This is a genomic window from Streptomyces fuscichromogenes (assembly GCF_014645815.1).
Classification (GTDB): domain Bacteria; phylum Actinomycetota; class Actinomycetes; order Streptomycetales; family Streptomycetaceae; genus Streptomyces; species Streptomyces fuscichromogenes.
Map to the genome: position 1 here is coordinate 88,043 of NZ_BMML01000007.1, position 24,491 is coordinate 112,533.

Consider the following 24,491-nt stretch of genomic DNA (forward strand, 5'->3'; position numbering starts at 1 on the left):
GCGGTGGGTGGCGTCCGCCGGGCCCGGACCGCCCTGGCGATCGCCGGAGGGAGACCCACGTGACCATGGGGGAGACGCCGCGATGACCGAGTCCGTGGGCGTGCGGGCACCTGCGCGGGCGGCCGTCCCGCTCCACCGGAACTGGCGGTTCCAGGTCTTCTGGGCGGGTGCCGTCAGCTCCCTGCTGGGCCTCAGGATCGCGGGGCTCGCCTATCCGCTGCTCATCCTCGCCCGCACCGGCTCCCCGGCGACCGCCGGCGCGTTCGGGGCGGTGCAGACCGGCACCATGCTCGTGCTGGCCGTGCCGGGCGGGGCGGTCGCCGACCGGGCGAACCGCCGGACGGTGCTGGCGGGCGCGCTCGGCCTCCAGGCGGTCGCGGTGGCCGGTGTGCCGGTCGCGATGGCGCTGCACGGCCTCACCGTCGCCCAGCTCATGGGCACCGCGGTCCTGCTCGGCGCCGGCACCGCCTTCGGCGGCCCGGTCCGCATGCTGGCCCTGCGCTCCCTGGTCCCGCCCGAGCAGCTGAGCCGGGCGCTGGTGCAGGAGGAGGTGCGCACCAGCGGCGGCAGCCTCGTCGGTACCCCGCTCGGCGGCATCCTGTACGCGCTGGGCAGCGGCCTGCCCTTCGTCGCCTCGGCGGCGGGCTGTGTCCTCGCGGTGACCAGCGTCCTGGTGGTGAGGTTCGACGGGCGCGCCGTCCGGCCGGCGGGTCGGCGAGGCGGCGGCTTCCTGAGCGGCTTCCGCATCCTGTGGGCCGGGCGCCTGCTGCGGAGCGTCCTGTTCCTGGTGGCCGGTCTCGGCGTCGTCAACGCGGCACTGACGCTGGTGGTCATCGTGCGGCTTCAGCACGACGGGGCGTCGTCACGGGTGACCGGCCTGGTCCTCGCCGCGGACGCGCTCGGCGGCGTGCTGGGCGCGCTGCTGACCAGACGGCTGCACGCGGCGCTGGCCCCCGGCCGCCTGCTGCTCGCCGTCAGCTGCTGTGTGGTGCCCCTTCTGCTGCTCGTGGCGGTGCCGTGGGGTACCGGCTGGCTGATGCTCGTCCTGGCGCTGATCGCACTCGGCCGGCCCAGCCTGACGGTGATGCTGGACATCCTGGTCTTCCGCCAGGTCGACGACGCGGTCCGCGGCCGGGTGATCGCGACCACCGTCGCCCTCGTCGGGGTCGGGACTCCGGTCGGCAGCGTGCTGGCCGGGGTGCTGCTCCAGCTCGCCTCACCGGTGGTGGCACCGGTGGCGCTCGCGGGCGTCCTGTGCGTGCCCCTGGTGACGGCCGGCTTCAGCAAGGAGCTCCGGGGCGCTTCGTGGCCCGTCGACTGACCGGGCGAGGCACGGCCGGCCGGAGCGGGTCCGCCCGGCCGGCTCCGGGCCGGTGGACGCGTCACGGCAGCGGGTGCGGGCCGTACGGAGAAGACGAACGGGTGCCCGGGAGGGCGGCGAGGAGCCGCGCCGCGGCGGACCCGGTGCCGGTGGAGGGCTTCGACCCGCTGCCGTGACGCGCCCACCGGCCGGCGGCGGTTGTGCGTCCTCGCTGTCCGCGTACCGGGCGGCGCCGAACGGGCTCCGCGGGGCCGCCCGGTACAACGGGCTCCGCGGGGCCGCCCGGCATCACCCTTGTGACTCCGGGTGTCCGGCCGGGCCGGGAACGGGCCCGGCGGGCGCAGCCGCGCCCGTCGCGCCGCCGTTCCGCTGCTCCTGCCTCCCGGCGAGGGCCGTGAGGTAGCCGCGCAGCATGACCTTCGCCTCGTCGAGGAGAGCCGTGTCGCCCTCGGCGTCGCGGCGGAAAGCCTCCTGGGCGAGCGCGTCGGCGGCGAGGACGGCGGCATGGCAGGCCCGGCCGAGCCCCTCCGGATCGCCGGCGATGCCGAGCCCGAGCAGCACCCGGCGTACCCCGTCGGCCATCCGGAGCTTGTGCTCCCGGTCCGCCGCGCGGGTCCGGTCGGTCAGACCGCTGCCGAACCACAGGGCCCGGAAGCCCTGTTCGGTGCGGTAGAGCCCGGCATAGGCGTCGATCAGCACGCCGACCGGGTCGGACCAGCGCTCGGTCGCCGCGCCGCGCACGAACTCCTCCATCACCGCTTCGAGCCGGGAGAAGTACGTCGCCGCCAGCGCGTCGATGATCGCGTCCCGGTCGGGCAGGTACTGGTACAGCGAGCCGACCGACACCCCGGCCTCCGCCGCGACCCGGGTCGTGGTCAGGGCCGGTACGCCCTCGGCGATCAGAACCCGCTCCGCCGCTGTCAGTACACGCGCCAACCGGGCTTTGCTGCGGGCCTGTTGGGGAGTCCGGCGCAGCACGACCCCGGTCTCCTCGGCGGTCGGCTCGGTCACCCGCGGCTCCTGAATCTGAACGTGACATTGTTTCAGGTTTACGTTACCGTCGCGGCCATGACGGACTCAAGCTCCGCGCTGGTCCAGGAGCGGGCGACGGTGGCGGACGTCTGCCGTCGCCTGGGAGCGGCGGGCCTGCTCATCGGTACGGCGGGAAACGTGAGCGTGCGGGTGGGGGACCGGGTCGCGGTCACCGCGACCGGTGCGGTGCTCGCCCAACTCACCGCCGGTCAGGTGACGGTGGTCGACCTGGACGGCAAGGTCCTCGCCGGAACCCTGCAACCGACCTCCGAACTCGACCTGCACCTCGGGGTCTACCGGCGTTACGGCGCCGGTGCGGTCGTCCACACGCATGCTCCGATGGCCACCGCCCTCTCCTGTGTGCTCGACGAACTACCGTGTATCCACTACCAGTTGCTCGCCCTGGGCGGCACCGTGCGGGTGGCCCCCTACGCCACCTTCGGCACCCCGGAACTCGCCGAGTCGGTGCTCGCCGCGCTCGACGGCCGCAGCGCCGCGCTGCTGGCCAACCACGGCTCGGTCACTGTCGGCCCGACCCTCGACAAGGCCGTGGAGAACGCTCTGTTGCTCGAATGGGCCTGCGGTGTCTACCAGCACGCGGCCGCCCTCGGAACGCCCCGCGTCCTGGACGAGCAGCAGCAACTCGCGGTGATCGAGGCCGCGATCGCCCGGAACTACGGCACCACTCGATCCCTCCAGGAGGGCAGGTCATGAGAGTCGTCACGATGGGCGTGCATGTGCTGGACGTGCTGGTGCGGCCGGTGGACGCGATACCCGAGGGCCAGGGCGCCACTCTGGTCGAGGACATCCGGATGACCGCGGCCGGGACCGCCGGCGGGACCGCGCTCAGCCTCGCCAAGCTCGGTGCCGACGTGCGCAGCGCGGGGGCCGTCGGCGCCGACGCGACCGGCGACATGCTGGTGCAACTGCTCGGCAGGGCCGGGATCGACACCGAATTCCTCGTCCGCCGCACCGACACCGCCACCTCGGCGAGCGTGCTGCCCATCCGCCCCAACGGCGACCGGCCGTCCCTGCACCTGCTCGGCGCCAACATCACCTACGGCGTCGACGACGTGCCCTGGGACGCCCTCGCCGAGGCCGGCCATCTCCACCTCGGTGGACCGGAGTTGATCGGCGTCGACGCCGCCGCGCGTATCCTGCACTTCGCCAAGGAGCACGGCGTGACGACCTCCGTGGACCTGCTGGCGCCTGGCGTGCTCGGCAGCTTCGAGCAGATCGCGGCGGCGCTGCCGTACGTCGACCACCTCCTCCCCAACGACGACCAGGTGCTGGGTTTCTCCGGCGAGGACGACCTGCTGGCGGGCGCGAAGAAGCTGGTCGGTGCCGGCGCCGGGCTGGTCGCGGTCACCCGGGGCGGCGACGGCGCGCTCCTGGTCACCGCCGAGGGTGCCGACCCGGTGCCCGCGTTCGAGATCGACGTCGTGGACACCACCGGCTGCGGCGACGCCTTCTCGGCCGGATTCGTCTACGGGATGGGGCTGGGCCGCACCCCGCACGACTCCGCCGTCCTCGGCAACGCCGTGGCGGCGCTGGTCGCGCAGGGCCTCGGCAGTGATCACGGGGACTTCGACCTCGCCGCCGCCGACGCGTTCGCGGCGACGGGAGCCAGGCGCGCGTAGGGCCGGCGCCGGATCCGCGTGGAAGGTGACGTCGGCCAGGTTCATGCCGGATGTCCTGGAGGCGCCTTCCGTCTCGCGAATCACTCGAATCACTCGAATCACTGAAATCCTGCGGATATCCACTCGTCCCCGGCGTCTGTGTTCGGACGGACTCCGGCAACAGCTCGGTTAATAACTGCTCGCTGGTTGGTTACCGCAGAGTGAGCGGGTCATGATGACCCCATGACGTTGGCCTCGCGCGCGCTGGCGCAACTGGCGACCTGGCCAGACCTGACCCAGGCCGTACCGAGCTGCGGTCTGGGTCAGGCCGTGAGTTCGGCGGAGGGCGAGATCGTGCACTTCCACTCCGACCGCGACGTGGACCTGCGTCTCACCGCCCATGCCATCCGGCACTTCGCCAAGAACCTCAAGAGCACGGGGGCGATCCGGATCGTCCCCGGCTCGCAGTGGGTGACCATACGACTCGATGCCGCGAGCGACGTCGACCTGCTGCTCACGCTGGTGAGCGTCGCCCTCCAGGCCCGCCAGAGCTGGCCCGACCCGGCGGACCGGCCGGTGTTCGGCTGCAACGACCAGCGGGGCGCGGGATTCGTCAGCGCGGACACCAGCGGGATGTGACAGGGAGCCGAGCGCGGGATGTGACAGGGAGCCGAGTCACCGGGGGCGCCCCGCGTCACACGGCGACGACCCGGATCCCCGCCTCCTCGAACCGGCGCACCGTTTCCGGTGCCGCCGCCGTGTCCGTCACCAGGGTGTCCACCAGCTCCGCCGCGCAGATCCGGGCGAACGCCCGCCCGCCCAGCTTGCTGGAGTCGGCGGCGACGATCACCCGCGCCGCGCGCTCGCACAGCAGCCGGTTGACCGCGGCCTCCGCCTCGTCATGGGCCGCCGCCCCGTGCGTGAGGTCGAAGCCGACCACCCCGAGCACCGTCACATCGAGGGTGATCTGGCTCAGCACCCCGTCCGCGAGCGGGCCGATGAGCTCGTACGACTGCGGACGCGCCACCCCGCCCGTCACCACGATCTTGAACTGGGGCCGCACCGCGAGCTCGTTGGCGATGTTGAGCGCGTTCGTGACGACGGTGAGCGCCGGCGCGCCGGTGGTCAGGTCGCCCCGCACGGCCAGGGCGCGGGCCACCTCCGTGGTGGTCGTGCCGCCCGTCAGCCCCACCGCCTCGCCCGGCGCCACCAGGTCGGCCACCGCCTTGGCGATCCGCTGCTTCTCCGAGGCCTGCCGGGCCGTCTTGTAGCGCAACGGCAGCTCGTACGACACCCCGTGGACCACCGCCCCGCCCCGGGTGCGCACCAGCATCTGCTGCTCGGCGAGCTGGTCGAGGTCCCGGCGGATGGTGGCCGCGGAGACCGCCAGCTCGGCCGCCGCCTCCTCGACGTCAAGGCGGCCGCGCTCGACGAGCAGTTCAAGCAGCGCCTTCCAGCGGGCGTCACGCGACATCCGCCGCCTCCGTTCCTCGATCTCCTGGCGACCCTAGCGCACCGGACTTTGGGCTGGATGCTTGATTGTGATTGAAATATGGCTCTATCTTGCAAGAATGAGCATGGCGACGAGAGCTGTGCTGCATCCAGGGGAGGGAGAGTGGTATGTCGCATATCACCGAGGAGCTGAACAGTCAGCCCGAGTGCTGGATACGCGCCGCCGCCGAAGCGACCCGCCAGGCCCGCGCCCTGCCGGCCCCGGGCGAGCGGGTCGCGATCGTCGGCTGCGGCACCTCGTACTTCATGGCCCAGGCGGCCGCCGTACTGCGCGAGTCCGCGGGGCACGGTGAGACGGACGCCTTCGCGGCCTCGGAGTTCCCGCACGGGCGGTCGTACGACCGGGTGGTGGCTCTCACCCGGTCCGGCACCACCACCGAAGTACTCGACCTGCTGCACGAGTTGAAGGGGCGGATAGGCACCACCGCGATCACCGCCGACCCCGACACCCCCGTGCCCGACGCCGCCGACGACCTCGTCGTCCTGGACTTCGCCGACGAACGCTCCGTCGTCCAGACCCGGTTCGCCACCAGCGCGCTCACCCTGCTCCGCGCCCACCTCGGCCTGCACACCGACGCCGTGGTCGCCGACGCGCGCACCGCACTGTCGACCCCGCTGCCGCCAGGACTGGTCGAGCGCTCCCAGTTCACCTTCCTCGGGCGAGGCTGGACCGTCGGACTCGCCAGCGAGGCCGCGCTCAAGATGCGGGAGGCCTCGCTGTCCTGGACCGAGGCCTACCCGGCGACCGAGTACCGGCACGGCCCGATCAGCATCACCACCCGCACCACGGCCACCTGGATGTTCGGCCCGGCCCCCGCCGGACTCGCCGAACAGGTGGGCGCCACCGGGGGGACGTGGATCCAGGGCACCCTCGACCCGCTCGCCGAACTCGTCCGCGCCCAGCGTCTCGCCGTCGCCGTCGCCGCGGCCCGGGGTCTCGACCCCGACCGGCCGCGCCATCTCACCCGCTCGGTGATCCTCACCCCGTCCGGCGAGGAGTGAGCGTGCCCCTCGCAGCCACCGGCGCACTGCTCACCCGGGCCGCCGAAGCCCGGTCCGCCGTCGCCGCGTTCAACGTGATCAGCCTGGAACACGTGGAAGCCGTCATCACCGGCGCCGAGGCCGCCGGATCACCCGTGGTCCTGCAAGTCAGCGAGAACGCGGTCGGATTCCGGCACGGACGTCTGCTCCCGCTGGCCCGCGCCGCCACCGCCGCCGCCGAACACGCCCGCGTGGACGTCGCGTTGCACCTCGACCACGTCCGCAGCGACGACCTGCTCCGTCAGGCTCCCGCCGCCGGGTTCAGCTCGGTGATGTACGACGTGTCGCGGCTGCCGTACGCCGAGAACCTCGCCGCGACCGCGGTCGCCGTCGACTGGGCGCACGCCCAAGGCCTGTGGATCGAGGCCGAGTTGGGGGAGGTCGGTGGCAAGGACGGCCGACCGGCGCCGGATCCGCACGCCCCCGGGGCGCGCACCGACCCCGCCGAGGCACGGGAGTTCGTGGCCGGCACCGGAGTCGACGCGCTGGCCGTGGCGATCGGCAGCGCGCACGCCATGACCACCCGCACCGCCGCCCTGGACCACGACCTGCTCAGCCGCCTCTCCGCCGCCGTGCCCGTTCCGCTCGTCCTGCACGGCTCCTCCGGGGTCCCGGACGAGGGCCTGGTCGCCGCGGTGGCCGGCGGCATCGCCAAGGTCAATGTCGGTACGGCGCTGAACATCGCGATGACCGGGTCCGTCCGCCGTTTCCTCGCGGACCGTCCCGAGGCCGTCGACCCCCGCACCTACCTCGACGCCGGCCGGGAGGCGATGGCCCGGGAGGTGACCAGGATCATCGGAGTGCTGGCCGGCGCCGGTCGAACTACCCGCGCTTGACCGCCTTCAGCACCACGAACTTCGGGTCGCTCGCGACCAGTCGACTGTTGCCGAACAGACGGCGTAGCGTCACGTGGTAGCCCAGGTGCCGGTTGCCGATCACCCACAGCTCACCGCCCGGCCGCAGCGCCCGCTTCGCCCCGCTGAACATCCGCCACGCCGTCGCGTCGCTGGTCGCCTGGTGGGAGTGGAACGGCGGGTTGTTCAGCACCACGTCCACACTCCCGGCCGCGACCCCGGCCAGGCCGTCCCCGACCCGGAACTCGGCATGCCCGGGTACCCCGTTGGCCTTGTAGGTGGCCTCCGCCGAGGCGACCGCCTGGAACGACTCGTCCACGAACAGCACCTCGGCCGTCGGATCGGCGAGCGCCACCGCCGTACCCACGACCCCGTTCCCGCACCCCAGGTCCACGATCCGCCGACCGCCCTCGGGCAGATGCGCCAGGAAGAACCGGGTGCCGATGTCGAGCCGGTCGGCGCAGAAGACACCGGCGTGGTTGACGACCGTACGCCCGGAGACCGTGCCGACGCCGACGGGCAGCGCGTAGCTGTACGGCCACGGATTCTCCGGGCGCTTCAGCGACGGATCCGGCGTGCAGTGGATCAGCCGTGCCTTCTGCTCGGCCGGCGAGGTCCGGGTCGGGCCGAGGATCCGCTCGAACAAGCGGAGCGTCGACGTGTGGATCTCCTTGACCATGCCGGTGCCGATCACGACCGTGCCCGCGTGCACGGCGGGCGCCAGCCGCAGCAGCTGGTCCTCCAGCAGCGCCAGGCTCTTCGGCACCCGCACCAGCAGTACGTCCACCTGCTCCGGCGGCGGATCCTGGGTGGTCAGCAGCTGCACCGTGCCCGGCTCGACGCCCGCGCGCGCCAGGTTCACGCGGGTCGCCTCCTGGCTCAGGTACGAGTCGGTGATCTGCACCGGCCGGTGCTCCGCCAGTGCCGTGACCAGCGCTCCCCAGCGGTCGCCAAGCACCACGACCGTGCCGGACAGCGAGATCCGTTCCCGGTCGAGATACCTCAGCAGGTAGGCGTCGGAGGCGTCCCAGGCACGCAGCCGGTCGCGCGGGTCCTCCGGGAAACGGGACAGCTCGAACTCGCCCCACGCAGTCGTCATACGGTCGCTCATCGTGCGTCCAGGCTAGCCGAACCCCAGCTCAGGCCCGGTCGAGCAGGGTGGGGGCATGGAGGACGAGCTGTTCCCGAGGGCGTACGCCCGCATCACGCCGGGCGCCGTGCACGTCCCCGACCGGCTGGACACGGACCGACGGCGCGCGCTGCTCGCCGCCTGCCGCGACCGGCCCGGCCCCCGGCGGGCCTGCGCACGGTCCGTACGCCCGGGGCGGCACGATGACCGCCCGCCGGCTCTGCCGAAGCCGGCACTGGTACCCGTAGGCCTGCGCCGCACAGCCGGCGGCGGCGACCCCGCGAAGCAGTTCCCGGCCTGGCTCGGCAAACCGGACCCCCGCGCGCTGACCGACGCGCCGGCCCCGGCAGCGGTCGGCGGATTGTCGTACGACATCGCACCGGTCAACTCGTATGACGCGGACGCCCACATGGGCACACCCCCCGACGCCGACGAGAAGCCGCCCGCACCGGTGGTGCCACCGAGCCCGGACGACACGTGCGTGCTCCGCTGCGGGAACACGGAGAGCAGGGGCAGCTGTACCCGAACGCGGAATTTCGGTCCGGGGTGTACCCGAGCACGGGACCTGCCGACCTGGCAGTGTCCGGACGCCTGAACAACGCTCTGAGAGCCGGCGGCTTTTGACACGCCTTGCCTGGAGCGCCCCGTCAGGGGCGCGGGGAACTGCGCGACCAGCCCCGACGGCGCCGCACCTTCGCTACGGCCCCTCCTGCGGATCATGGCAGACTCCCTCTCATGAGTGGCAAAACGGCCCCCGTCCCGACGGGGAACGGAACCTCGAAACCCCGGTTGGACAGAGGACGCGGCGCACTCGGCCCCGCCTTGGAACTCGTGCACACCGGCCGCGCCCCCACCCGCGCGGTCCTCACCGCGGAGCTCGGCGTGACCCGGGCCACGGCCGGCGCCGTCGCCGCCGAACTGGAGGCGCTCGGCCTGATCAGGGTCGACGCCCACCCGGGCGCCGCCGCCGGGTCGCAGGGCCGCCCCTCGCACCGCCTGGAGGTCGCCGAGAACGGCCCCGTCGCCCTCGCCGCGCAGGTCCACGCCGACGGTTTCCGAGCGGCGCTGGTCGGCCTCGGCGGCCACATCGTCGCGACCGCGCCCGGCTGCGAGACGGTCGACGCCGATCCGGCGAAGGTGCTCGGCTCGGTGGTCGAGGCGGGCGCCGACCTGCTGCGGACCACCGGCCGCCGCTGCGTCGGCGCCGGTCTCGCCGTGCCGTCCGCCGTCGCCGAACCGGAGGGCCTGGCCCTCAACCCCCTGCACCTGGCCTGGCCGGTGGGGGCGCCCGTGCGCCGCATCTTCGCGGAGTGCGTGCGGGCCGCCGGGATCACCGGCCCGGCGTTCGCGGGCAACGACGTGAACCTGGCCGCGCTCGCCGAACACCGGCACGGCGCGGGCCGGGGCGCCCGGGACCTGCTGTGCGTGGCCACCGGGCACCGTGGCGTCGGCGGCGCGCTGGTCCTGGACGGCCGTCTGCACACGGGGAGTTCGGGCCTGGCGCTGGAGGTCGGCCACCTCGCCGTGCACCCCGAGGGCCGCCCCTGCCACTGTGGCAGCCGGGGTTGCCTGGACGTGGAGGCCGACCCGCTGGCGCTGCTGATCGAGGCGGGCCGCGAACCCGGTCCCGAGGTGTCGCTGCTGCGGCAGGCCGAGGACCTGATCCGCGACCACTACGCCGACCCGACCGTCCGCAGGGCCACCGAGGCCCTGATCGACCGGCTCGGCCTGGGCCTGGCGGGGCTGGTCAACATCCTCAACCCCGACCGCGTCATCCTCGGCGGCCTGCACCGCACCCTCCTGGACGCCGACCCGGAGCGGCTGCGTGCCGTCGTCGCCGACCGCAGCCTGTGGGGGCAGAGCGGCAGCGTGCCGATCCTGCCGTGCACGCTGAGCCACAACAGCCTGGTGGGAGCGGCCGAACTGGCCTGGCAGCCGGTGCTGGACGACCCGCTGGGGGCACTGCGCTGACGGCCTGCCACCGCAACGGCCCACCACCTGACCACCACCGCGCCGACGCGGCCCCGGTGCGCGGATCCAGCCGTACCCGCGGATGCGCCGTACGGAAAGCCGCCAACAGGTCGGGAAGCAGCGCCTGACAGGCGGTCGAGCAGACCGTCGAGCAGCTCCGGTTCGTAGTGCGCCGCCTGGTGCAGTCCCGTCGCGCAGACCACGGGCACACCGGCGGACCGGGACAACAGCGGCAGATCGGCGGCCCGTCGCGCCGTCCCGCTCCTGTCCCCGCAGCCGGGGGCCGCGCAGGAACAGGTGGTCGTGCGCGTCGCAGACACCGAGGTCCGCGGGCCGGATGTCACCGAGGACCGTACGAACGCCGCTCACCACTGCCGGCCGCGCGGCAGTTCCCCACGCCCCGGCTGCGACAGGTGCAGCACCTGGAAGACTTCGCCCTCGGCCTTGGGCACGTCATGCGCCCAGAGCGAGAAGTGGACCAGCTCCCAGGCATCCGTGTCCACGGCGGACGCCGCCAGTACGGCACCCTCCTCGGCCGCCAGCCGCGCTGTCCCGTCCGCCGCGTCCGCCATGTGGGCGGCCAGCTCCACACCGTCCGGCACCGGCTGCCGCCGCCGCACCGCGAACGCGGCCGGGGAGTCGGCGGCGCTGCCCTCCTCGAAGGCCAGACCCGTCCACTGCCGTATCCGCGGCCGCCCGAAGTCGTCGACGGGCCCCTGGAAGGCGCCTCCCCAGAGGAAGCCGTTCATGCCCGCCAGGGTGTTCCAGAGATAGAACGGCCCGTACTGGTTGACTGGGGAACCGTGGCGTCCCCGCTCGCGCATGAGGTAGGTCTTGACGCCCAGGCCGTCCCAGCCGTCCAGCAGATGCCCGACACGGGCGACGCGGGAGCGGATGACGCCCATGTCGTAGTCCGCGGGCAGGGTGAACTCGTACTGCATGGCGTGCATGACGCGGGTCCCTTCTCAGGCCGGGTAGTCCCTCTCACGTGCTCATGCCACTCGGTGGTGGGTGCCGTGCTCGGCGGCCTCCACGACCGCGAGGTGCGTCAGGAAGCCGCGCGGTGCGGCGCCGCACCAGCCCCTCGCCCTCCACGACGTGCGGCACCCGGCCGTGCGGATGGCGGTGCCAGGCGGTGTGGGCGCCCGGCGCGAAATGGACGTTGAACATGCGCAGCCCGCACGGTGTCCGGGCGCTTCCTGGCGATGTGCACGTACCTCAACTCCTCAGCAGGGACAGCAGCCCGCGCACACCGGCGTCGAACGCGGCGGGGGAACCGGAGGCCCGGGCGAGCACATAGCCGCCCTGCACGGTCGCGAGCACGGTCGCGGCGATCTCCTCGCCGTTCACCCGGGGACCGAACTGCCCCTGCTCCTTGCCCTCTTCGACGATCCCGGCGATCAGTTCCTGGATCCGGTCGAGAGTCTCGTCGACCGGTGCGCGCAGTTCGTCGCTCGCGATGATGTCCGGGTCCATCGTCAGCCGCCCGACGGGGCAGCCGCGCAGCACGTCGCGCTCGCGCCGCAGATACGCCTCGATCCGCTCGTACGGCGTGCCCGGCCCGGTGAGCACGGCCTCGGCGGTGGCCAGCAGCTCCTCCGCGGTCCGCCGGATCGCGGCCAGCGCCAGGTCCGGCTTGCCCTTGAAGTGGTGGTACATGCTGCCCTGGCCGGCGTCGGCGCGCTCCAGGATGGCCTTCGGGCTCGTACCGACGTATCCACGCTCCCACAGCAGCTCACGGGTGGACTCGATCAACCGCTCCGACGTGCTCATGCACCGACTGTACATACTAGTAGTTACAGAATGCCAGTCCTTTCGGGAGCAGGACGCCCTCCGCCGCGTACTCCCCGGGAGGTACGCGCACTGCCGTCGGCTGCACGACGACCCGGACCCCTCGCGGCCGTCAGTCTCGATGCGTCACAACGAGACCCTGGGGAGTTGAACCCATATGCAGACCCTGGCGAACGGGGCCGGCGGGCCCGGCCCGTGGATCCTGTTCTTCCCGCTGATCTGGGCGGCCGTCGTGATCGGCGTCGGCATGTTCCTGCGCCGCGTCGCATGGCGCGGGCGCGGCGGATCCTGGCGTCCGATGGACGCCGGTCGCCCCTCCGGCGACTCGCCGCTCGCGGTCCTCGGCCGCCGTTTCGCCTCCGGCGAGATCGACGAGGACGAGTACTGGCGCCGGCTGTCCGTCCTGGAGGAGCAGTTCGGCCGCATCGGCAAGGGCGGTGCGGCGTGAAACGGTGACGCCGGGAGGAAGGGCAACGGCTCGGCGAGGAGACTCACCGCCCGCTCAACTGGCGACAGCCGAGCGGGCGGGAGCGTGTACGGCACCGGGGGCGGTGGCGGTCGCGTGGGCGGTGGCCGGGATGCCGGCGGCCGCATGCGCGGGTGCGGGTGCGGTCGCGTGCGCGGCGGCGGGCGCACCGGCCGCCGCGGGTTCCGGCTCGGCGGTCCGGCGGGTCGCCGGTTCGGTGACACGGCGCTGCGGGCGGCCCGCGGTCGGTGTGGCCGTCGGCGCGGGCAGGGTGAACCACACGACCTTGCCCTCGTCGTGCGGCCGCACACCCCAGCTCTCGCTGACCGCGGCCACCATCGCGAGCCCTCGCCCGCAGGTGGCCATCGGTGCGATCTCCGTGCCGTCCTCGACCACCGGAAGGCGCGGATCGTGGTCGCGGACCGACACCGTGAGGCGGTCGAGCTGGAGCTCGATCTCCACGGTGCAGTTCTTGTCGGGCTGGGCATGCCGGTGGACGTTGGTCAGCAACTCCGTCACACCTAGCGCGGCCCGGTCGATCAACGGGTCCAGATGCCAGTAGCGCAATTGCGCAGATACGATTCTGCGGACCTGGCCGATCCGCGAGGGCAAGGCTTGGAGCTCCACCGAGCAGTGTCTGCTTGGGTGTTTGATCACGGCTGCGACTCCCCGACGTGAGGCCCGGAAGAACACGGAGAACGGATCCAGCGGGGCGCCGCCGTCCATGGGGCCGCCTGCTGTCGTGGCCGGCGGGCTGGTTCGCAGCGTTATCGCCGGTAAACCCAGAGTGACGTGAGACAAGCGTGACCCAGCACGTACGGTCCCGCAACTCGCGGTGGCTCAGCGGTCGTGCCCGACGGGTCCGACCAGCTCAGCGGTCGTGCCCGGCGGCCCGTCGTACCGCCTCGATGAAGCGGCGCGCCGCAGGCGGACCGGGCTCGCCCGGCGCCGGATCGTGGTCACCCAGGGTGAGTGAGTAGCGCTGGCCGTTGAGGTCGGCCAGGGCCCGGTCGTCCGACGCGAACCACGGCTTCGAGGCCCGTACCGCCTGCACGGGGGCGCTGTCGATCTCGCTGCCGTAGCTGGTCAGCAGTTGCAGCCTGCCGTCCCTTATCCGGACCTGTCCGGCCCGGGTGAGCGAACGCAGCCGCTTGTCGATCCGAACGCCCGTCGCCGTGAACTCCGGCTCCGCCATCCTGCCCCGCCCCTTTTCGAGTACCTCGGTCACCGGACCGGAAGCTTGTGGCCCCGGCCGGCGCGCTCCGGCTCGTGTTGTGATCCAGTGTGCGCCCCCGTTCGGGACGTTCGTCCCGTCCGGGGGCAGTCTGCCCGCCCTCGGCGCGGAGCACCAGTACGCACGGACCGTCGGCCGGGGGGCGCTCGGAGCACTCGCCGCAATGCGCCCCCGAAGGGTTCGCGCCATCGCCCGCCGCCGTTCCCGAAGGGTCCCCAGGGGTGCCTTTGAGCCGCCCAAAGATGCGTTTATGCAGGTGAGAAGCGTGCGGAAGGTGCCTATGATCGATGCGTCGGCCGCGTTCGGACGCCGTCGGCGCCGAGCGTAAGGAGTCCCGCCGTGAGCAGCACCCCGCAGATCCGGACCGGCGCCACCCGTGACGTCGACCGCAGCGACGCCGCCTATCGCGCCTGGCTCAAAGAGGCCGTCCGCAAGGTCCAGGCGGACGCGAACCGTTCGGCGGACACACATCTGCTGCGCTTCCCGCTGCCCGAGGCCTGGGGCATCGACCTGTACCTGAAGGACGAGTCGACGCATCCGACCGGCAGCCTCAAGCACCGGCTGGCCCGCTCGCTCTTCCTCTACGGCCTGTGCAACGGCTGGATCCGGCCGGGCCGCCCGGTGATCGAGGCGTCCAGCGGCTCGACGGCCGTCTCCGAGGCGTACTTCGCCAAGCTCATCGGCGTGCCCTTCATCGCCGTCATGCCCCGCACCACCAGCGCCGAGAAGTGTCGGCTCATCGAATTCCACGGCGGACAGTGCCATTTCGTCGACGACCCCCGCAAAGTGTACGAGGAGTCCGCGCGCCTCGCGGTGGAGGCGGGCGGCCACTACATGGACCAGTTCACCTACGCCGAACGGGCCACCGACTGGCGCGGCAACAACAACATCGCCGAATCCATCTTCCGCCAGCTGGAGTCGGAGCGGTACCCGGAGCCGGCCTGGATCGTGGCCACGGCGGGTACGGGCGGTACGTCCGCGACACTCGCGCGCTATGTCCACTACACCCAGCGGGACACCCGGATCTGTGTCGCCGACCCCGAGAACTCCTGTTTCTTCGAGGGCTGGACCACCGGCGATCCGGACGTCACCCGCGACTGCGGTTCCCGGATCGAGGGCATCGGACGGCCGAGGATGGAGCCGAGCTTCGTGCCCGGGGCCATCGACCGCATGATGAAGGTCCCGGACGCGGCGAGCGTGGCCGCGGTGCGGGCGCTGGAGCGGGTGATCGGGCGGAAGGCCGGAGGGTCGACCGGGACGGGGTTGTGGAGCGCGCTGAAGATCATCGCCGAGATGGTGGCCGAGGGACGTCAGGGGAGTGTGGTGACCCTGCTGTGCGACCCGGGCGACCGCTACCTCGACAAGTACTACTCGGACCGGTGGCTCGCCGGGCAGGGCCTGGACATCACGCCGTACACGGCGGCGATCGACTCGCTGCTGGAGACGGGAGTCTGGCCCGGCTGAGCCGTTACCGCGACAGCCGCCGGTCCAGTTCGGTGACCGCGCCCCGGAAGGCCCGGCCCAGCCCCGAACGGGCCGCCCTGACCGCGAGACGGAACGGTGCCGTGCCGTCCACGGCGAAGGTCCACTGCACCCGGGTGCCGCTGCCGGACGGTACGAGCCGCCACTCCTCGGCGATGGCGTGCGCGCCGGGCGCGTTGGTCAGGTCCACCCGGTAGGCGTACACCTCGGCCTCCTTGGCCGCGATGATCGTCTCCCGGAACCGCCCGCCGCCCTTGAGCCGGACGTCGCGCCCGGCCCCGTCGTCGACGGACTCGGCGTGGGTCACCGCGGCGAACCACTCCGCCCAGCCGGGCACGTCGTCGTTGAGCGCGTGGAAGACCCGCCCGGGTGGCGCGGACATCTCCCGCGCGAAGACCAGACGTACGGGCGCGGTCTCGACGAAGTCGAGCCCCACGGGGCGCAGACGGCGCGTCATGGACGAGAACCCCCTTGGCCGATGAGGCCGTTGACCGGCTCGGCCACGATAACTGACGATCTGTCAGATGTCTGTACCGCCGACGTGGTCAGGCCTCCGCCTCGCCCGCCACCACCAGTCGGCGCAGATGTTCCGAGATCTCCGCACGCGCCGAGGCCGGCAGGCCCGCGTCCGTCACCAGCGTGTCGACCTGCTCCAGCTTGGCGAACGAACTCAGGCCCACGGTCCCCCACTTGGTGTGGTCGGCGACCACCACGACCCGCCGGGCCGACTGCACCAGGCGGCGATTGGTCTCCGCCTCCGCGAGGTTCGGCGTGGAGAGGCCGGCCTCGACCGATATGCCGTGCACACCGAGGAAGAGCAGGTCGAAGTGGAGCGCCGCGATCGCCTGGTCGGCCACCGGGCCCACCAGGGAGTCGGACGGGGTGCGCACCCCGCCGGTCAGCACCACCGTCGCCGCGCCCGGGCGCTGCCCGGAGACGCGCTGCGCCGCGTGGAAGACGTCCGCGACCCGCACCGAGTTCGTCACCACGGTCAGGTCGGGGACCTCCAGGAGGTGATGGGCCAGCGCGTACGTCGTCGTACCGCCGGACAGCGCGATCGCCGTACCAGGCACCACCAGTTCGGCGGCGGTCCGGGCGATGTCCTCCTTGGCGGTCAGCTCCAGCCCCGACTTGGCCTCGAAACCCGGTTCGTGCGTGCTGGCCTCGACCACCGGCACCGCGCCGCCGTGCACCTTCTCCAGCACGCCCTGCCGGGCCAGCGCGTCCAGGTCCCGGCGCACGGTCATGTCCGACACGCCCAGCTTGCGCGTCAGCTCGTTGACCCGTACACCGCCCCGGCGCCGGACCTCGTCCAGGATCAGGGCGCGGCGCTGCTCCGCGAGGAGGTTCTGGTTCTCGCTCACGTACGCTCCGGTCCTCTCGCCTCAAACCGTCCGACACGCCCTGCGTACCGGTTCCGACCAGGACATTCCGTCGGGCTCCGGTGCGCGGGCGCCCCATCCTTTCACGGGACCACACAGGTTGCGCCACTGCCTGTGTCGGTGCACACATGTCATTCGGTCATCACGTGTCGCGCCGGATGTCACACACAACGCGCCGATTCCGTGACGAGTGGTGTGCGTCACACCGGAATCGGCCATCCTGAAAACCGCACGGACACAGACCATCGGCGCGGCACGGGGGAAGTGCGAGAAGAGTGGAACGCGCGCAGGAACGCACCGCCGTCGGCCCCGCCGAGCGGCCGACGGCGGCGGACACCGCTTCGGCCGACCGGCCCGGGACCGCGAACACCGGTTCCGTCGACCGGACCTCGACCGCGAAGGCCCATGCCGCGGAGCGGTCCGGGGCCCTGGAGATCGACCTGGAGCTCCTGGTGCACGGCGTCGGCGGCACCACGCCCGAGAAGATGCTCGACGATCCGCGCACCGTGCGGATCACCGGTGACGACACCGCCGCCGTCTTCCGGCGGGCCGAGGACGTCGACGCCGAGTCCCGGCCCGGCGACTACCGCGACCGGCCGGTGCCCGAGGCCTACGTCTGGTGCAACCTCACCTCCGGCAACGCCTCCCGGGCGCTGTGGCTGCTGCTTCTGCCGTTCATGGTGGTCAACCTCGCCCACTGGATGCGCCCCGCCGCCCAGGACCGGCCGCGTACCGTGCGCTGCTACGGCCTGCTGGTCCGGCTCGCCGGGCTCACCCTCACGGTGCTGCTGGTCGCCGCCGCCTGCGAGGTCGCCCTGGACCTCGCCGCCTGGCAGTGCGCGGGCGTCACCGCCTGCGCCGGCCGGCACTCCTGGCTCGGTCTCCTGTCACCTGCCGACGGCGGGTGGTGGAGCGCACCCGGACGCCGGCTCGCGCTGGCCGCCCTGGTGCCCACCGCACTGACCGCCCTGCTCTGGTACCTCTCGCACCGCACCTGGAGCGCCTACGAGTCCACCCGGCCCCTGGTCCACGATCCCGAGCCCGGCCACACCTCCCTCGGCAGCCCCGGCTTCTGGTACGGGCGCCGGCTGGTCGCCCGGCTGCGCGCCGCCCACACCGCGGCGGGCCTGCTCACCGTCGCCGCCGCGGTCCTGGCACCGGCGGCCGCCTTCGACCGCAGGCGCGGCGGACCCGCCGCACTGGACACGGCCGGGTGGCTGCTGACCGGTGCGCTGGTCGCCGGGGTCCTCGCCGTGGTGTGGGTGGTCTGCCGCCGGGGCCGCAGCGAGAACCACCTCGACCAGGAACTCGACCGGCGTCTCGTACGACGCCTGCCGCTCGCTGCGCTGGCCCTGCTGCTGCTCGTGACGGTGGACGCCGGCTGGTCCCGCCCGGGGTGGCACTCCGTCGGGCGGCTCGCGGGGGACACCACCTTCGGCGGCCTGGTGCTGTCCCAGGGCGTGCTGGTGATCGTCCTCGCGGCCGTCGCCCACGACCTGCACCGCCGGACGCCAGACGCGCGGGCCGCGATGCGCGGCCTGGGCGGGCCCGCGGTCGCGCTGCTCGGCTGCGCGCTGGGCGGCGTGATCTCCGGCGGGGTCGCCCAGCGGGTCTCCGACTGGCTGGACGGCACCGGCACCTCCATCGCCGGGCCTCCGGTCCTGCTGACCTGGCAGGCGTCGGTGATCCCGCCGGTCCTCGGCGTGCTGCTCACCGCGGTCGCCTGGCTGTCCTGGCGCACCTCGCGGCTCAGCCGCGCGGAACGCACCGCCGTCGCCCTCGGTCGCCCCGGGGAGCCGGAGGACGCGGCCCGCAGCCGTCGTATCGCCCGGGTCCGGGCGATGGCCGTCCTCACCGACCGGACGCCGCTCGTGGTCACCGTGCTGTGCGCCGCCACGCTGGTACTGGGCGCCGGGGCACTGGCGGGCGCGCTGGCCACCGGAAAGACCCCGGACGCGGCGGCAGGCCCGGCCCACACCCTGGCGCACGGCGCGGCCCAGAGCTCACAGGCGCTCGGCTCCTGGCTGGTCGGACTCGGCTTCATACTGTTCGTCACCTGGGGCCGGCGCGCCTACAAGGACCCCTCGGCACGGCGCACCATCGGCATCCTCTGGGACGTCGGCACCTTCTGGCCGCGCGCCGCCCACCCCTTCGCCCCGCCCTGCTACGCCGAGCGCGCGGTCCCCGACCTGACCTGGCGGATGGACACCTGGACCCGCCGCACCGGCGGCCGATTGGTCCTCTCCGGCCACTCCCAGGGCAGCGTCCTCGCGGCCGCGGCGGCCTGGCAGCTGACCCCGGCGGTCCGCCGACGGGTCGCCCTGCTGACCTACGGCTCCCCGCTGGAGCGGCTGTACGGCCGCTGGTTCCCGGCCCACTTCGGGCCGGCCGAACTCGGCTCCCTGCACCGCGAGGTCGCCTGCTGGCGCAACCTCTACCGGCTCACCGACCCCATCGGCGGCCCCGTACGGATCTCCGACGGCGACGGCCCGGCGGTCGACCACCCGCCCCTCAAGGACCCGCTCGCCTACGGGCGCACCCCGGGACACCCGCTCCCCGCGCCGATCCTGGGCCACTCCGACTACCAGGCGGACCCGGTCCTCGCCGCGGAACGGGAGCGGCTGCTGGCCCGGCTGCGCCCGGAACTGCCCGGGCAGCGACCGCAACCGGGCGGCTGATCAGCCGACTTCGGGGAGGTCCTGCGCGTACAGCAGCGTCAGGTCGTCGGTGGTCGGGTCGGCGAGCTGGGCGACCCGGCTCGCGTGCCGCTCGACCATGGCCTCGAAGGTCTGCCGGGCGGTACGGCCGTTGCCGAACGCGGGGCCCTTCGGGAGCACCGTGAAGTACGTCAGCAGCGCCTCGGACGTGCCCGGCGCCAGCCGGTACTCGTGCTCGTCGGCCTGCTGCTCCACGATCCGCAGCAGCTCGTCCGGGCCGTAGTCGCTGAAGGTGATGGTCCGGGAGAAACGCGACGCCACACCCGGGTTGACCGAAAGGAAGCGCTCCATCTCCTCCGTGTAGCCCGCCACGATCACCACCACGGCGTCCCGCTGGTCCTCCATCAGCTTCACCAGCGTGTCGATGGCCTCCTTGCCGAAGTCCCGCCCGGCGTCCTCCGGGGACAGCGCGTACGCCTCGTCGATGAACAGCACCCCGCCGTGCGCCCGCTGGAAGGCCTCCTGGGTCCGGATCGCGGTGGAGCCGATGTGCTCGCCGACCAGGTCGACCCGGGACACCTCGACCAGATGGCCCTTCTCCAGCACCCCGAGGGAGGCGAGGATCTCGCCGTAGAGCCGGGCGACGGTCGTCTTGCCGGTGCCGGGGGAGCCCGTGAACACCAGGTGCCGCTTGACCGAGGCGGCCTTCAGACCGGCCTGCTGGCGGCGCCGCCCGACCTCGATCATGTCGGTCAGCGCACGGACCTCGCGCTTGACGCTGTCCAGGCCGACCAGCGCGTCGAGTTCACCGAGCACGGCCTTGGAGGTGCGGGCCGGCTCCTCGGGCGCGGCCGGGGTGAGCAGCGGTTCCTGCTCGGTGGAGCGCTGGCCGGGGATCGCGCCCAGCAGACCGGGGGACTGGTACGAGGTCTGAACGGCCGTCTCGTGCGCCGCCGACGGCCGCAGACTGCCGCTCTCGTCGCTGGTGCAGTCCTCCACCACTGGGCCGGTGCCCGAACCCGTGTCCGGGCCGGCGTCCGCGAACTCGTAGCCGCCGCGCGCGCACCGCTCCGTGCGGCACTTGCGCAGCGTCGTACGACAGCCGTCGATCACATGGAAGCCGTAGCCCGCGCTGCCCGTGACCCGGCAGTTCTGGAAGGTGCCGCGGCCGCCCGCCGACACGTAGAAGCCCGCTTCCGCCGGGGAGTCCACCGTGCAGCGCTCGATGGTGGGGTCCGCGCCCTTGGTCACGATCACGCCGGTCTGGGTGCCGTCCACCGTGCAGTTGTTGAGGGTGCCGCCGCTGCCGTGGTCGCGGAACCAGGCGCCGGTGGCCGCGTCCCGGATCCGGCAGTCGTCGAGCTGCGCGGTGGCGCCGTCGCTCACCGACACCGCCGTGTTGCGCACCTGGGAGAGGTCGCTGTCGACGACGTCCGCGCGGGAGCCGCGGTCCAGCACGAACAGGGCGTCGGGCACGTCGTGCACCCGGCAGGAGTCCAGGACCACGGTGGCGCCGTCGCTGACCCACACCGCCGGATAGTCGCCGGTGCTGTCGAAGATCTCGCACTGGTTGGCGTCCACGCGCGTGCCCGGGTCCCACACCGACAGGCCGTTGCGTCCGAACTGACGCACGGTCGTCCGCGTCAGCGTCAGCACCGACCGCGAGCGCAGGTCGACCGCGTTCTCCGGGATGTCGTGGATACGGCAGTCGGCGAGGGTCAGCACCGCGTCGGTGTCGAGGGTGACCCCGTCGGCGGTGGTGCGGTGCACTTCGCAGTTGGTGAGGTGCGCCGTCGCCCGCGCGGTGACCTGGACGCCGGATCCGCGCACCTCGTAGATCTCGCAACCCACCGCTTCCAGCGCGGAGTTCTCCCCGGTCGCCGTCATGCCGGTGCCCGAGGCGTGGTGCACCCGGCAGCGCTCCAGCCGGGGGTGGCCGCCGTCGCGCACCGCCACGCCGGCCTGACCGGCGGCCACGACCTCGCACTCCTCGAACACCCCGCCGCCGCCGTCGAGTACGGCGATGCCGATGCCCGCCGGGTTGTCCACGGTGCACCGCCGCACGGTCGGCCGGGCTCCGCCGCGCACCTCGATACCGACCGCGGACCTGGTGACGATCCGCACGTCCAGCAGTTCGGGAGTGCCCTCCTCGACGAGCAGCGCGGGCGCGGCCGCGTCCTGGCCCTCGACATGCAGGTCCTGGACGACGGCCGAGGCGCGCACGGTCAGCGGGACCCCGTCCGCGGGGGCGATGCGCACCGAGCCGGGCGAGCCCTCCGGGCCGCGCAGCGTCACCGCGCGCTGGACGACGAGGTTCTCCCGGTAGGTGCCGGGCGCGACCGTGAGGACGTCGCCGTCGGCGGCGGCCTCCAGAGCGGCGGCGAGCGAAGCGTACTCACCCGTGCGGCGGCGCCACCTCGATGTGCCGGTGTGCGTCACCTGGACCGTGCCCTGTGCCATGGCGTTGCCGTGCCCCCACCTCGTCGTACAGATCGCTCGCCGGCCTTCGGGACGCCACCGCGGACGGTGCCGGGCCCCTGTGGTTCGCTCGCGCGCGGGTCGATGCCGAATACGCTTCGGCCGGTCCACCGTAGCGTGCGCCGAGGTGGTGGGTTGACCAGAGACGGAAAGGCTGTCAGCTGCCCGTGCCGGCCTTGCCCCAGTCCGGGCCCGCCCGGTCCCAGGCCTGGTCCCAACGCGCGTACCTGCGACGGACCATACGCCAGACGATCATCCGTCTGCCGCTCTCGACCAGCCCCACGGTGAGCAGGGCCGCGCCGAATCCGGCCAGCACGGCGTGGGTCGTCGCGGTCGCGGCGTCCAGCGGGCGGGCCGTTATCAGGCCGTGCCGGTCCGTCCAGACGTCGAAGTGATCGCCCTTGTGCGGGGATTCGAGGGTCGTCAGGACCGGGCCGTGCTGCCGGGTGCCGTCGGGTGCGGTCCAGTCGGCGACGACGCGGCTGCGGTTGTCGTGGGTGCTGGTGGCGTCGGGGTCGGGCTCCACCAGGGGGCCGCCCAGCTTGCGCACCACCGTGGCCACGACGATGTGCCGGTCGTGGCGCTGCTGCCGGACCGACCGCTGCAGGGCGCTCTGGGCGGCGGCGCCGACGAACGAGCCGAGCACCGGCGCGGCCACCACGATCAGCACCAGCGCCGCCAGGGCCACCCAGGCCTCGGCCAGGTCGGTCGCGCGGCGCAGCGGATTGCGCCGCCAGCGCCACAGGCCGCGGATCGCTCGCACCGACCACCACCCCCTTCCCGCTCCGTGATAACCCCCGCCCGGTCCGTTCACCCGAGACCCCGGCCGAAGAGAGAGCGAAATCACCCCAGGCCCGTAGCCTCATGAACTTCTCACGACCCCAACGACCGGGCCGCGGGCTTGGGTTCCCGACGGGGCGGAGATCGTCGGAGACCGGGTCGCGGGTGGCTCCGGCCCGGGGACGGGCGAGGGCTGACCGGATGCGGGGTGGCTCGGTCCGGGCGCCGGCTCGGATGCGCCGAGTTCAGGCGAGGACCCGCACCGGGTCACCCACCCGGATCGTGCCGGTGGAGCGCGGCACCAGGTTCTGGCCGAAGACCAGCTGGTTGCCGAACCTGCGGTGCCTGGCCAGCGTCCGCAGCGGCTCCCTGCCGCGCTCGGCGGTGAGCTGGTCGGTCGTGGTCACCACGCACCGCCCGCACATCTTCGCGACGCGGAACTCGACCTCGCCGATGGCGATCCGTCTCCAGGAGTCCTCGGCCCAGGCCCGGGTGCCCCGCACGACCACGTTCGGCCGGAACCGGTTCATGGGCAGCGGGCCCTCGCCGGCGTCCTCGCCCTGCGCGACCAGTGCGTTGAGCGCGTCCAGCGAGCCCTGCGTGGTGACCAGCAGGGGAAAGCCGTCGGCGAAGCTCACGGTCTCGCCCGGCAGCGCGTGGTCCGGGTCGATGGGGCGGCGGGTCGCGGGGGCGTCCATGTGGGCGAGGCGGACATCGGCCTCCAGATACGCGCCGCACCACGCATGAGCCGCGTCCGTCGCCAGGACCGCCTCCACCTTCGTACCGAAGATGTCCACCGGCACCGTGACCCCCGGCTCCGGGACCGGCACCGTCAGGGGTGAGCGCCCGGGCGCGGACAGGCGTACGCCGCCGGGCAGCGGCTCGGCGGCGGTGAGCGCGAGGCGCGGCTGCACGCGCTGGGTGACGACCTTTCCCCCGTCGTCGATCAGAACCCAGCGTCGGTCACCGGCCAGCCCCCAGGGCTCCACGACGGCCTCCCGGGGCGAGAAGCCCCGGAGCGACTTGACCGGGTGAACGTGAATCGACTGCAGTTCGGCCATCCCCATGACGCCATCGTGCCAGGTCGCACGGACATCGGGGGGTGCCGATCAGTAGCCGCGGTACTGCTGCTGTTGCTGGTTGTTGTACGGGTCCTGGTACGGGGCCGTCTGCGCGGGCCGCGGAGCCGCCGGGCGCATCGCCTCGTAACCCGTGCCGCCCATCGCCGGACGGGGCTGCTGCGGCTGCTGCCCGGGGTAGCCGCGCGGTGCCGTCGCCTGCTGCGGGATGTACGCCGTGGGCGCCTGCTGGAGCGGCGCGGGCTGCTGCATCTGCTGCGGGTAGGCGTAGCCCGGGGCCGGCTGGGAGGGGCCCGCGGGGAGGGCCGGCAGCGCCGACGGCAGCGCGGGCAGGTTGCTGCCGAAGCTGCTGCCCGTGTCGTAGGCCGGCGGCACCCGGATCGGGGCGATCTGCGGGGTGCCCCGCTCGGCCACGAGCGAGTCGTAGATCGGAGTGTCCGGGAAGGAGGCGGAGTAGTAGCCGCCGCCATAGGTGGAGCGGGGGGAGGTCATGGCACATAAGTTAAGCCCACGATGTGCTGGTTGGGGAGACCGATAAGAGGGTTGTTTTCCGTGTCGGCAGTGACCCTGGATCCCCAATCCGAGCGAACTCGGCAAAAAAGGACGGCAATCAGCGTTCTGATCGTGTAAAGGCCGAGTTCCGAGCCGGTTACCGCCAGTTGG

The 24,491-nt window shown here is 73.0% G+C and carries 24 protein-coding genes and 2 pseudogenes; 11 read left to right on the forward strand and 15 right to left on the reverse strand.

Annotation, left to right across the window (positions count from 1 at the left end; all coding sequences use genetic code 11):
• Positions 1-82 precede the first annotated feature (82 nt).
• Positions 83-1,321: an MFS transporter gene (locus IEZ11_RS16835; RefSeq protein ID WP_189263575.1), complete on the forward strand. Its 1,239-nt coding sequence runs from the start codon at positions 83-85 to the stop codon at positions 1,319-1,321.
• Between the two features lie 288 nt (positions 1,322-1,609).
• Here IEZ11_RS16835 and IEZ11_RS16840 read toward each other — a convergent pair whose 3' ends face one another.
• Positions 1,610-2,332 carry a TetR/AcrR family transcriptional regulator gene (locus tag IEZ11_RS16840; protein ID WP_189263576.1) on the reverse strand — a complete coding sequence of 241 codons (723 nt, stop codon included), beginning with the start codon at positions 2,330-2,332 and terminating at the stop codon, positions 1,610-1,612.
• Between the two features lie 57 nt (positions 2,333-2,389).
• On the opposite strand from IEZ11_RS16840, the gene IEZ11_RS16845 reads away from it, so the two are divergent.
• The 3 genes from IEZ11_RS16845 to IEZ11_RS16855 all read left to right on the forward strand — a co-directional run bounded on the left by IEZ11_RS16845 (position 2,390) and on the right by IEZ11_RS16855 (position 4,611).
• Positions 2,390-3,067, forward strand: coding sequence for a class II aldolase/adducin family protein (locus IEZ11_RS16845; protein WP_189263577.1), 678 nt, complete (start codon positions 2,390-2,392; stop codon positions 3,065-3,067).
• Positions 3,064-3,993 carry a carbohydrate kinase family protein gene (locus IEZ11_RS16850; RefSeq protein ID WP_189263578.1) on the forward strand — a complete coding sequence of 310 codons (930 nt, stop codon included), beginning with the start codon at positions 3,064-3,066 and terminating at the stop codon, positions 3,991-3,993. The genes IEZ11_RS16845 and IEZ11_RS16850 overlap by 4 nt, the downstream gene beginning before the upstream one ends.
• A gap of 222 nt (positions 3,994-4,215) precedes the next feature.
• Positions 4,216-4,611, forward strand: a complete 396-nt coding sequence (locus tag IEZ11_RS16855; RefSeq protein WP_189263579.1) for a luciferase domain-containing protein — start codon at positions 4,216-4,218, stop codon at positions 4,609-4,611.
• A gap of 55 nt (positions 4,612-4,666) precedes the next feature.
• Here IEZ11_RS16855 and IEZ11_RS16860 read toward each other — a convergent pair whose 3' ends face one another.
• On the reverse strand, positions 4,667-5,446 hold the full coding sequence (locus tag IEZ11_RS16860) for a DeoR/GlpR family DNA-binding transcription regulator (protein ID WP_189263580.1): 780 nt from the start codon (positions 5,444-5,446) through the stop codon (positions 4,667-4,669).
• Positions 5,447-5,592: 146 nt separating this feature from the next.
• On the opposite strand from IEZ11_RS16860, the gene IEZ11_RS16865 reads away from it, so the two are divergent.
• Together IEZ11_RS16865 and IEZ11_RS16870 are read left to right on the forward strand one after the other, a co-directional pair.
• Positions 5,593-6,486: an SIS domain-containing protein gene (locus IEZ11_RS16865; RefSeq protein ID WP_189263581.1), complete on the forward strand. Its 894-nt coding sequence runs from the start codon at positions 5,593-5,595 to the stop codon at positions 6,484-6,486.
• A 2-nt stretch (positions 6,487-6,488) separates the two neighbouring features.
• Positions 6,489-7,361 carry a class II fructose-bisphosphate aldolase gene (locus IEZ11_RS16870; protein WP_189263582.1) on the forward strand — a complete coding sequence of 291 codons (873 nt, stop codon included), beginning with the start codon at positions 6,489-6,491 and terminating at the stop codon, positions 7,359-7,361.
• On the opposite strand, the gene IEZ11_RS16875 is transcribed toward IEZ11_RS16870, so the two are convergent.
• Positions 7,348-8,478 carry a methyltransferase gene (locus tag IEZ11_RS16875; RefSeq protein ID WP_189263583.1) on the reverse strand — a complete coding sequence of 377 codons (1,131 nt, stop codon included), beginning with the start codon at positions 8,476-8,478 and terminating at the stop codon, positions 7,348-7,350. The genes IEZ11_RS16870 and IEZ11_RS16875 overlap by 14 nt on opposite strands.
• Positions 8,479-8,545: 67 nt before the next feature.
• On the opposite strand from IEZ11_RS16875, the gene IEZ11_RS16880 reads away from it, so the two are divergent.
• Together IEZ11_RS16880 and IEZ11_RS16885 are read left to right on the forward strand one after the other, a co-directional pair.
• A complete protein-coding gene (locus IEZ11_RS16880; RefSeq protein ID WP_308426479.1) occupies positions 8,546-9,103 on the forward strand; it encodes an alpha-ketoglutarate-dependent dioxygenase AlkB in 558 nt (185 codons plus the stop codon).
• A gap of 140 nt (positions 9,104-9,243) precedes the next feature.
• Entirely contained in the window at positions 9,244-10,479 is a 1,236-nt protein-coding gene (locus IEZ11_RS16885) for an ROK family protein (RefSeq protein ID WP_189263584.1), read from the forward strand.
• A 125-nt stretch (positions 10,480-10,604) separates the two neighbouring features.
• On the opposite strand, the pseudogene IEZ11_RS52730 reads toward IEZ11_RS16885, so the two are convergent.
• The 4 genes and pseudogenes from IEZ11_RS52730 to IEZ11_RS16895 all read right to left on the reverse strand — a co-directional run.
• Positions 10,605-10,851 (reverse strand): annotated as a pseudogene (locus tag IEZ11_RS52730) (phosphotriesterase family protein); the annotation flags it as partial.
• Positions 10,845-11,429, reverse strand: a complete 585-nt coding sequence (locus tag IEZ11_RS16890; RefSeq protein WP_189263585.1) for a DUF4865 family protein — start codon at positions 11,427-11,429, stop codon at positions 10,845-10,847. The pseudogene IEZ11_RS52730 and the gene IEZ11_RS16890, both read right to left, overlap by 7 nt.
• 17 nt (positions 11,430-11,446) lie before the next feature.
• A pseudogene (locus tag IEZ11_RS50855) lies at positions 11,447-11,664 on the reverse strand (cupin domain-containing protein); the annotation flags it as partial.
• Positions 11,665-11,697: 33 nt separating this feature from the next.
• Complete coding sequence (locus IEZ11_RS16895) at positions 11,698-12,267, reverse strand: TetR/AcrR family transcriptional regulator (RefSeq protein WP_189263586.1); 570 nt, start codon at positions 12,265-12,267, stop codon at positions 11,698-11,700.
• A 160-nt stretch (positions 12,268-12,427) separates the two neighbouring features.
• Here IEZ11_RS16895 and IEZ11_RS16900 point away from each other — a divergent pair, with 160 nt between their 5' ends.
• The gene (locus IEZ11_RS16900) at positions 12,428-12,718 is read left to right on the forward strand and encodes an SHOCT domain-containing protein (protein ID WP_189263587.1); all 291 of its coding nucleotides are present in this window, start codon (positions 12,428-12,430) and stop codon (positions 12,716-12,718) included.
• A gap of 54 nt (positions 12,719-12,772) precedes the next feature.
• Here IEZ11_RS16900 and IEZ11_RS16905 read toward each other — a convergent pair whose 3' ends face one another.
• Complete coding sequence (locus IEZ11_RS16905; protein ID WP_189263588.1) at positions 12,773-13,393, reverse strand: ATP-binding protein; 621 nt, start codon at positions 13,391-13,393, stop codon at positions 12,773-12,775.
• Positions 13,394-13,607: 214 nt separating this feature from the next.
• Entirely contained in the window at positions 13,608-13,931 is a 324-nt protein-coding gene (locus IEZ11_RS16910; RefSeq protein ID WP_189263589.1) for a hypothetical protein, read from the reverse strand.
• Positions 13,932-14,309: 378 nt separating this feature from the next.
• On the opposite strand from IEZ11_RS16910, the gene cds1 reads away from it, so the two are divergent.
• Positions 14,310-15,434 (forward strand): L-cysteine desulfhydrase Cds1, encoded by a 1,125-nt coding sequence (gene cds1 / locus IEZ11_RS16915; RefSeq protein WP_189263590.1) that lies wholly within the window; start codon positions 14,310-14,312, stop codon positions 15,432-15,434.
• A gap of 4 nt (positions 15,435-15,438) precedes the next feature.
• On the opposite strand, the gene IEZ11_RS16920 is transcribed toward cds1, so the two are convergent.
• Together IEZ11_RS16920 and IEZ11_RS16925 are read right to left on the reverse strand one after the other, a co-directional pair.
• The gene (locus tag IEZ11_RS16920; RefSeq protein ID WP_189263591.1) at positions 15,439-15,909 is read right to left on the reverse strand and encodes an SRPBCC family protein; all 471 of its coding nucleotides are present in this window, start codon (positions 15,907-15,909) and stop codon (positions 15,439-15,441) included.
• 88 nt (positions 15,910-15,997) lie between these two features.
• Positions 15,998-16,816 carry a DeoR/GlpR family DNA-binding transcription regulator gene (locus IEZ11_RS16925; RefSeq protein WP_189263592.1) on the reverse strand — a complete coding sequence of 273 codons (819 nt, stop codon included), beginning with the start codon at positions 16,814-16,816 and terminating at the stop codon, positions 15,998-16,000.
• A gap of 293 nt (positions 16,817-17,109) precedes the next feature.
• Between IEZ11_RS16925 and IEZ11_RS16930 the strand changes: the two genes are divergently transcribed.
• Entirely contained in the window at positions 17,110-19,512 is a 2,403-nt protein-coding gene (locus IEZ11_RS16930; RefSeq protein ID WP_373294924.1) for a hypothetical protein, read from the forward strand.
• On the opposite strand, the gene IEZ11_RS16935 is transcribed toward IEZ11_RS16930, so the two are convergent.
• The 4 genes from IEZ11_RS16935 to IEZ11_RS16950 all read right to left on the reverse strand — a co-directional run bounded on the left by IEZ11_RS16935 (position 19,513) and on the right by IEZ11_RS16950 (position 24,320).
• The gene (locus IEZ11_RS16935; RefSeq protein WP_189263593.1) at positions 19,513-21,951 is read right to left on the reverse strand and encodes a right-handed parallel beta-helix repeat-containing protein; all 2,439 of its coding nucleotides are present in this window, start codon (positions 21,949-21,951) and stop codon (positions 19,513-19,515) included.
• A 175-nt stretch (positions 21,952-22,126) separates the two neighbouring features.
• Positions 22,127-22,732: an Rv1733c family protein gene (locus IEZ11_RS16940; protein WP_189263594.1), complete on the reverse strand. Its 606-nt coding sequence runs from the start codon at positions 22,730-22,732 to the stop codon at positions 22,127-22,129.
• A gap of 262 nt (positions 22,733-22,994) precedes the next feature.
• A complete protein-coding gene (locus IEZ11_RS16945) occupies positions 22,995-23,816 on the reverse strand; it encodes an MOSC domain-containing protein (RefSeq protein WP_189263595.1) in 822 nt (273 codons plus the stop codon).
• Between the two features lie 42 nt (positions 23,817-23,858).
• Positions 23,859-24,320 (reverse strand): DUF6643 family protein, encoded by a 462-nt coding sequence (locus tag IEZ11_RS16950; RefSeq protein ID WP_189263596.1) that lies wholly within the window; start codon positions 24,318-24,320, stop codon positions 23,859-23,861.
• Between the last annotated feature and the right edge of the window lie 171 nt (positions 24,321-24,491).

Coding starts and splice junctions, on each gene's coding strand:
- IEZ11_RS16945 (WP_189263595.1), bottom strand. CDS start 23,816: ATGGGGATGGCCGAACTGCAGTCGATTCACGTTCACCCGGTCAAGTCG.
- IEZ11_RS16935 (WP_189263593.1), bottom strand. CDS start 21,951: ATGGCACAGGGCACGGTCCAGGTGACGCACACCGGCACATCGAGGTGG.
- IEZ11_RS16910 (WP_189263589.1), bottom strand. CDS start 13,931: ATGGCGGAGCCGGAGTTCACGGCGACGGGCGTTCGGATCGACAAGCGG.
- IEZ11_RS16875 (WP_189263583.1), bottom strand. CDS start 8,478: ATGACGACTGCGTGGGGCGAGTTCGAGCTGTCCCGTTTCCCGGAGGAC.
- IEZ11_RS16950 (WP_189263596.1), bottom strand. CDS start 24,320: ATGACCTCCCCCCGCTCCACCTATGGCGGCGGCTACTACTCCGCCTCC.
- IEZ11_RS16850 (WP_189263578.1), top strand. CDS start 3,064: ATGAGAGTCGTCACGATGGGCGTGCATGTGCTGGACGTGCTGGTGCGG.
- IEZ11_RS16895 (WP_189263586.1), bottom strand. CDS start 12,267: ATGTACAGTCGGTGCATGAGCACGTCGGAGCGGTTGATCGAGTCCACC.
- IEZ11_RS16855 (WP_189263579.1), top strand. CDS start 4,216: ATGACGTTGGCCTCGCGCGCGCTGGCGCAACTGGCGACCTGGCCAGAC.
- IEZ11_RS16835 (WP_189263575.1), top strand. CDS start 83: ATGACCGAGTCCGTGGGCGTGCGGGCACCTGCGCGGGCGGCCGTCCCG.
- IEZ11_RS16900 (WP_189263587.1), top strand. CDS start 12,428: ATGCAGACCCTGGCGAACGGGGCCGGCGGGCCCGGCCCGTGGATCCTG.
- IEZ11_RS16890 (WP_189263585.1), bottom strand. CDS start 11,429: ATGCACGCCATGCAGTACGAGTTCACCCTGCCCGCGGACTACGACATG.
- IEZ11_RS16920 (WP_189263591.1), bottom strand. CDS start 15,909: ATGACGCGCCGTCTGCGCCCCGTGGGGCTCGACTTCGTCGAGACCGCG.
- IEZ11_RS16885 (WP_189263584.1), top strand. CDS start 9,244: ATGAGTGGCAAAACGGCCCCCGTCCCGACGGGGAACGGAACCTCGAAA.
- IEZ11_RS16880 (WP_308426479.1), top strand. CDS start 8,546: ATGGAGGACGAGCTGTTCCCGAGGGCGTACGCCCGCATCACGCCGGGC.
- IEZ11_RS16845 (WP_189263577.1), top strand. CDS start 2,390: ATGACGGACTCAAGCTCCGCGCTGGTCCAGGAGCGGGCGACGGTGGCG.
- IEZ11_RS16865 (WP_189263581.1), top strand. CDS start 5,593: ATGTCGCATATCACCGAGGAGCTGAACAGTCAGCCCGAGTGCTGGATA.
- IEZ11_RS16860 (WP_189263580.1), bottom strand. CDS start 5,446: ATGTCGCGTGACGCCCGCTGGAAGGCGCTGCTTGAACTGCTCGTCGAG.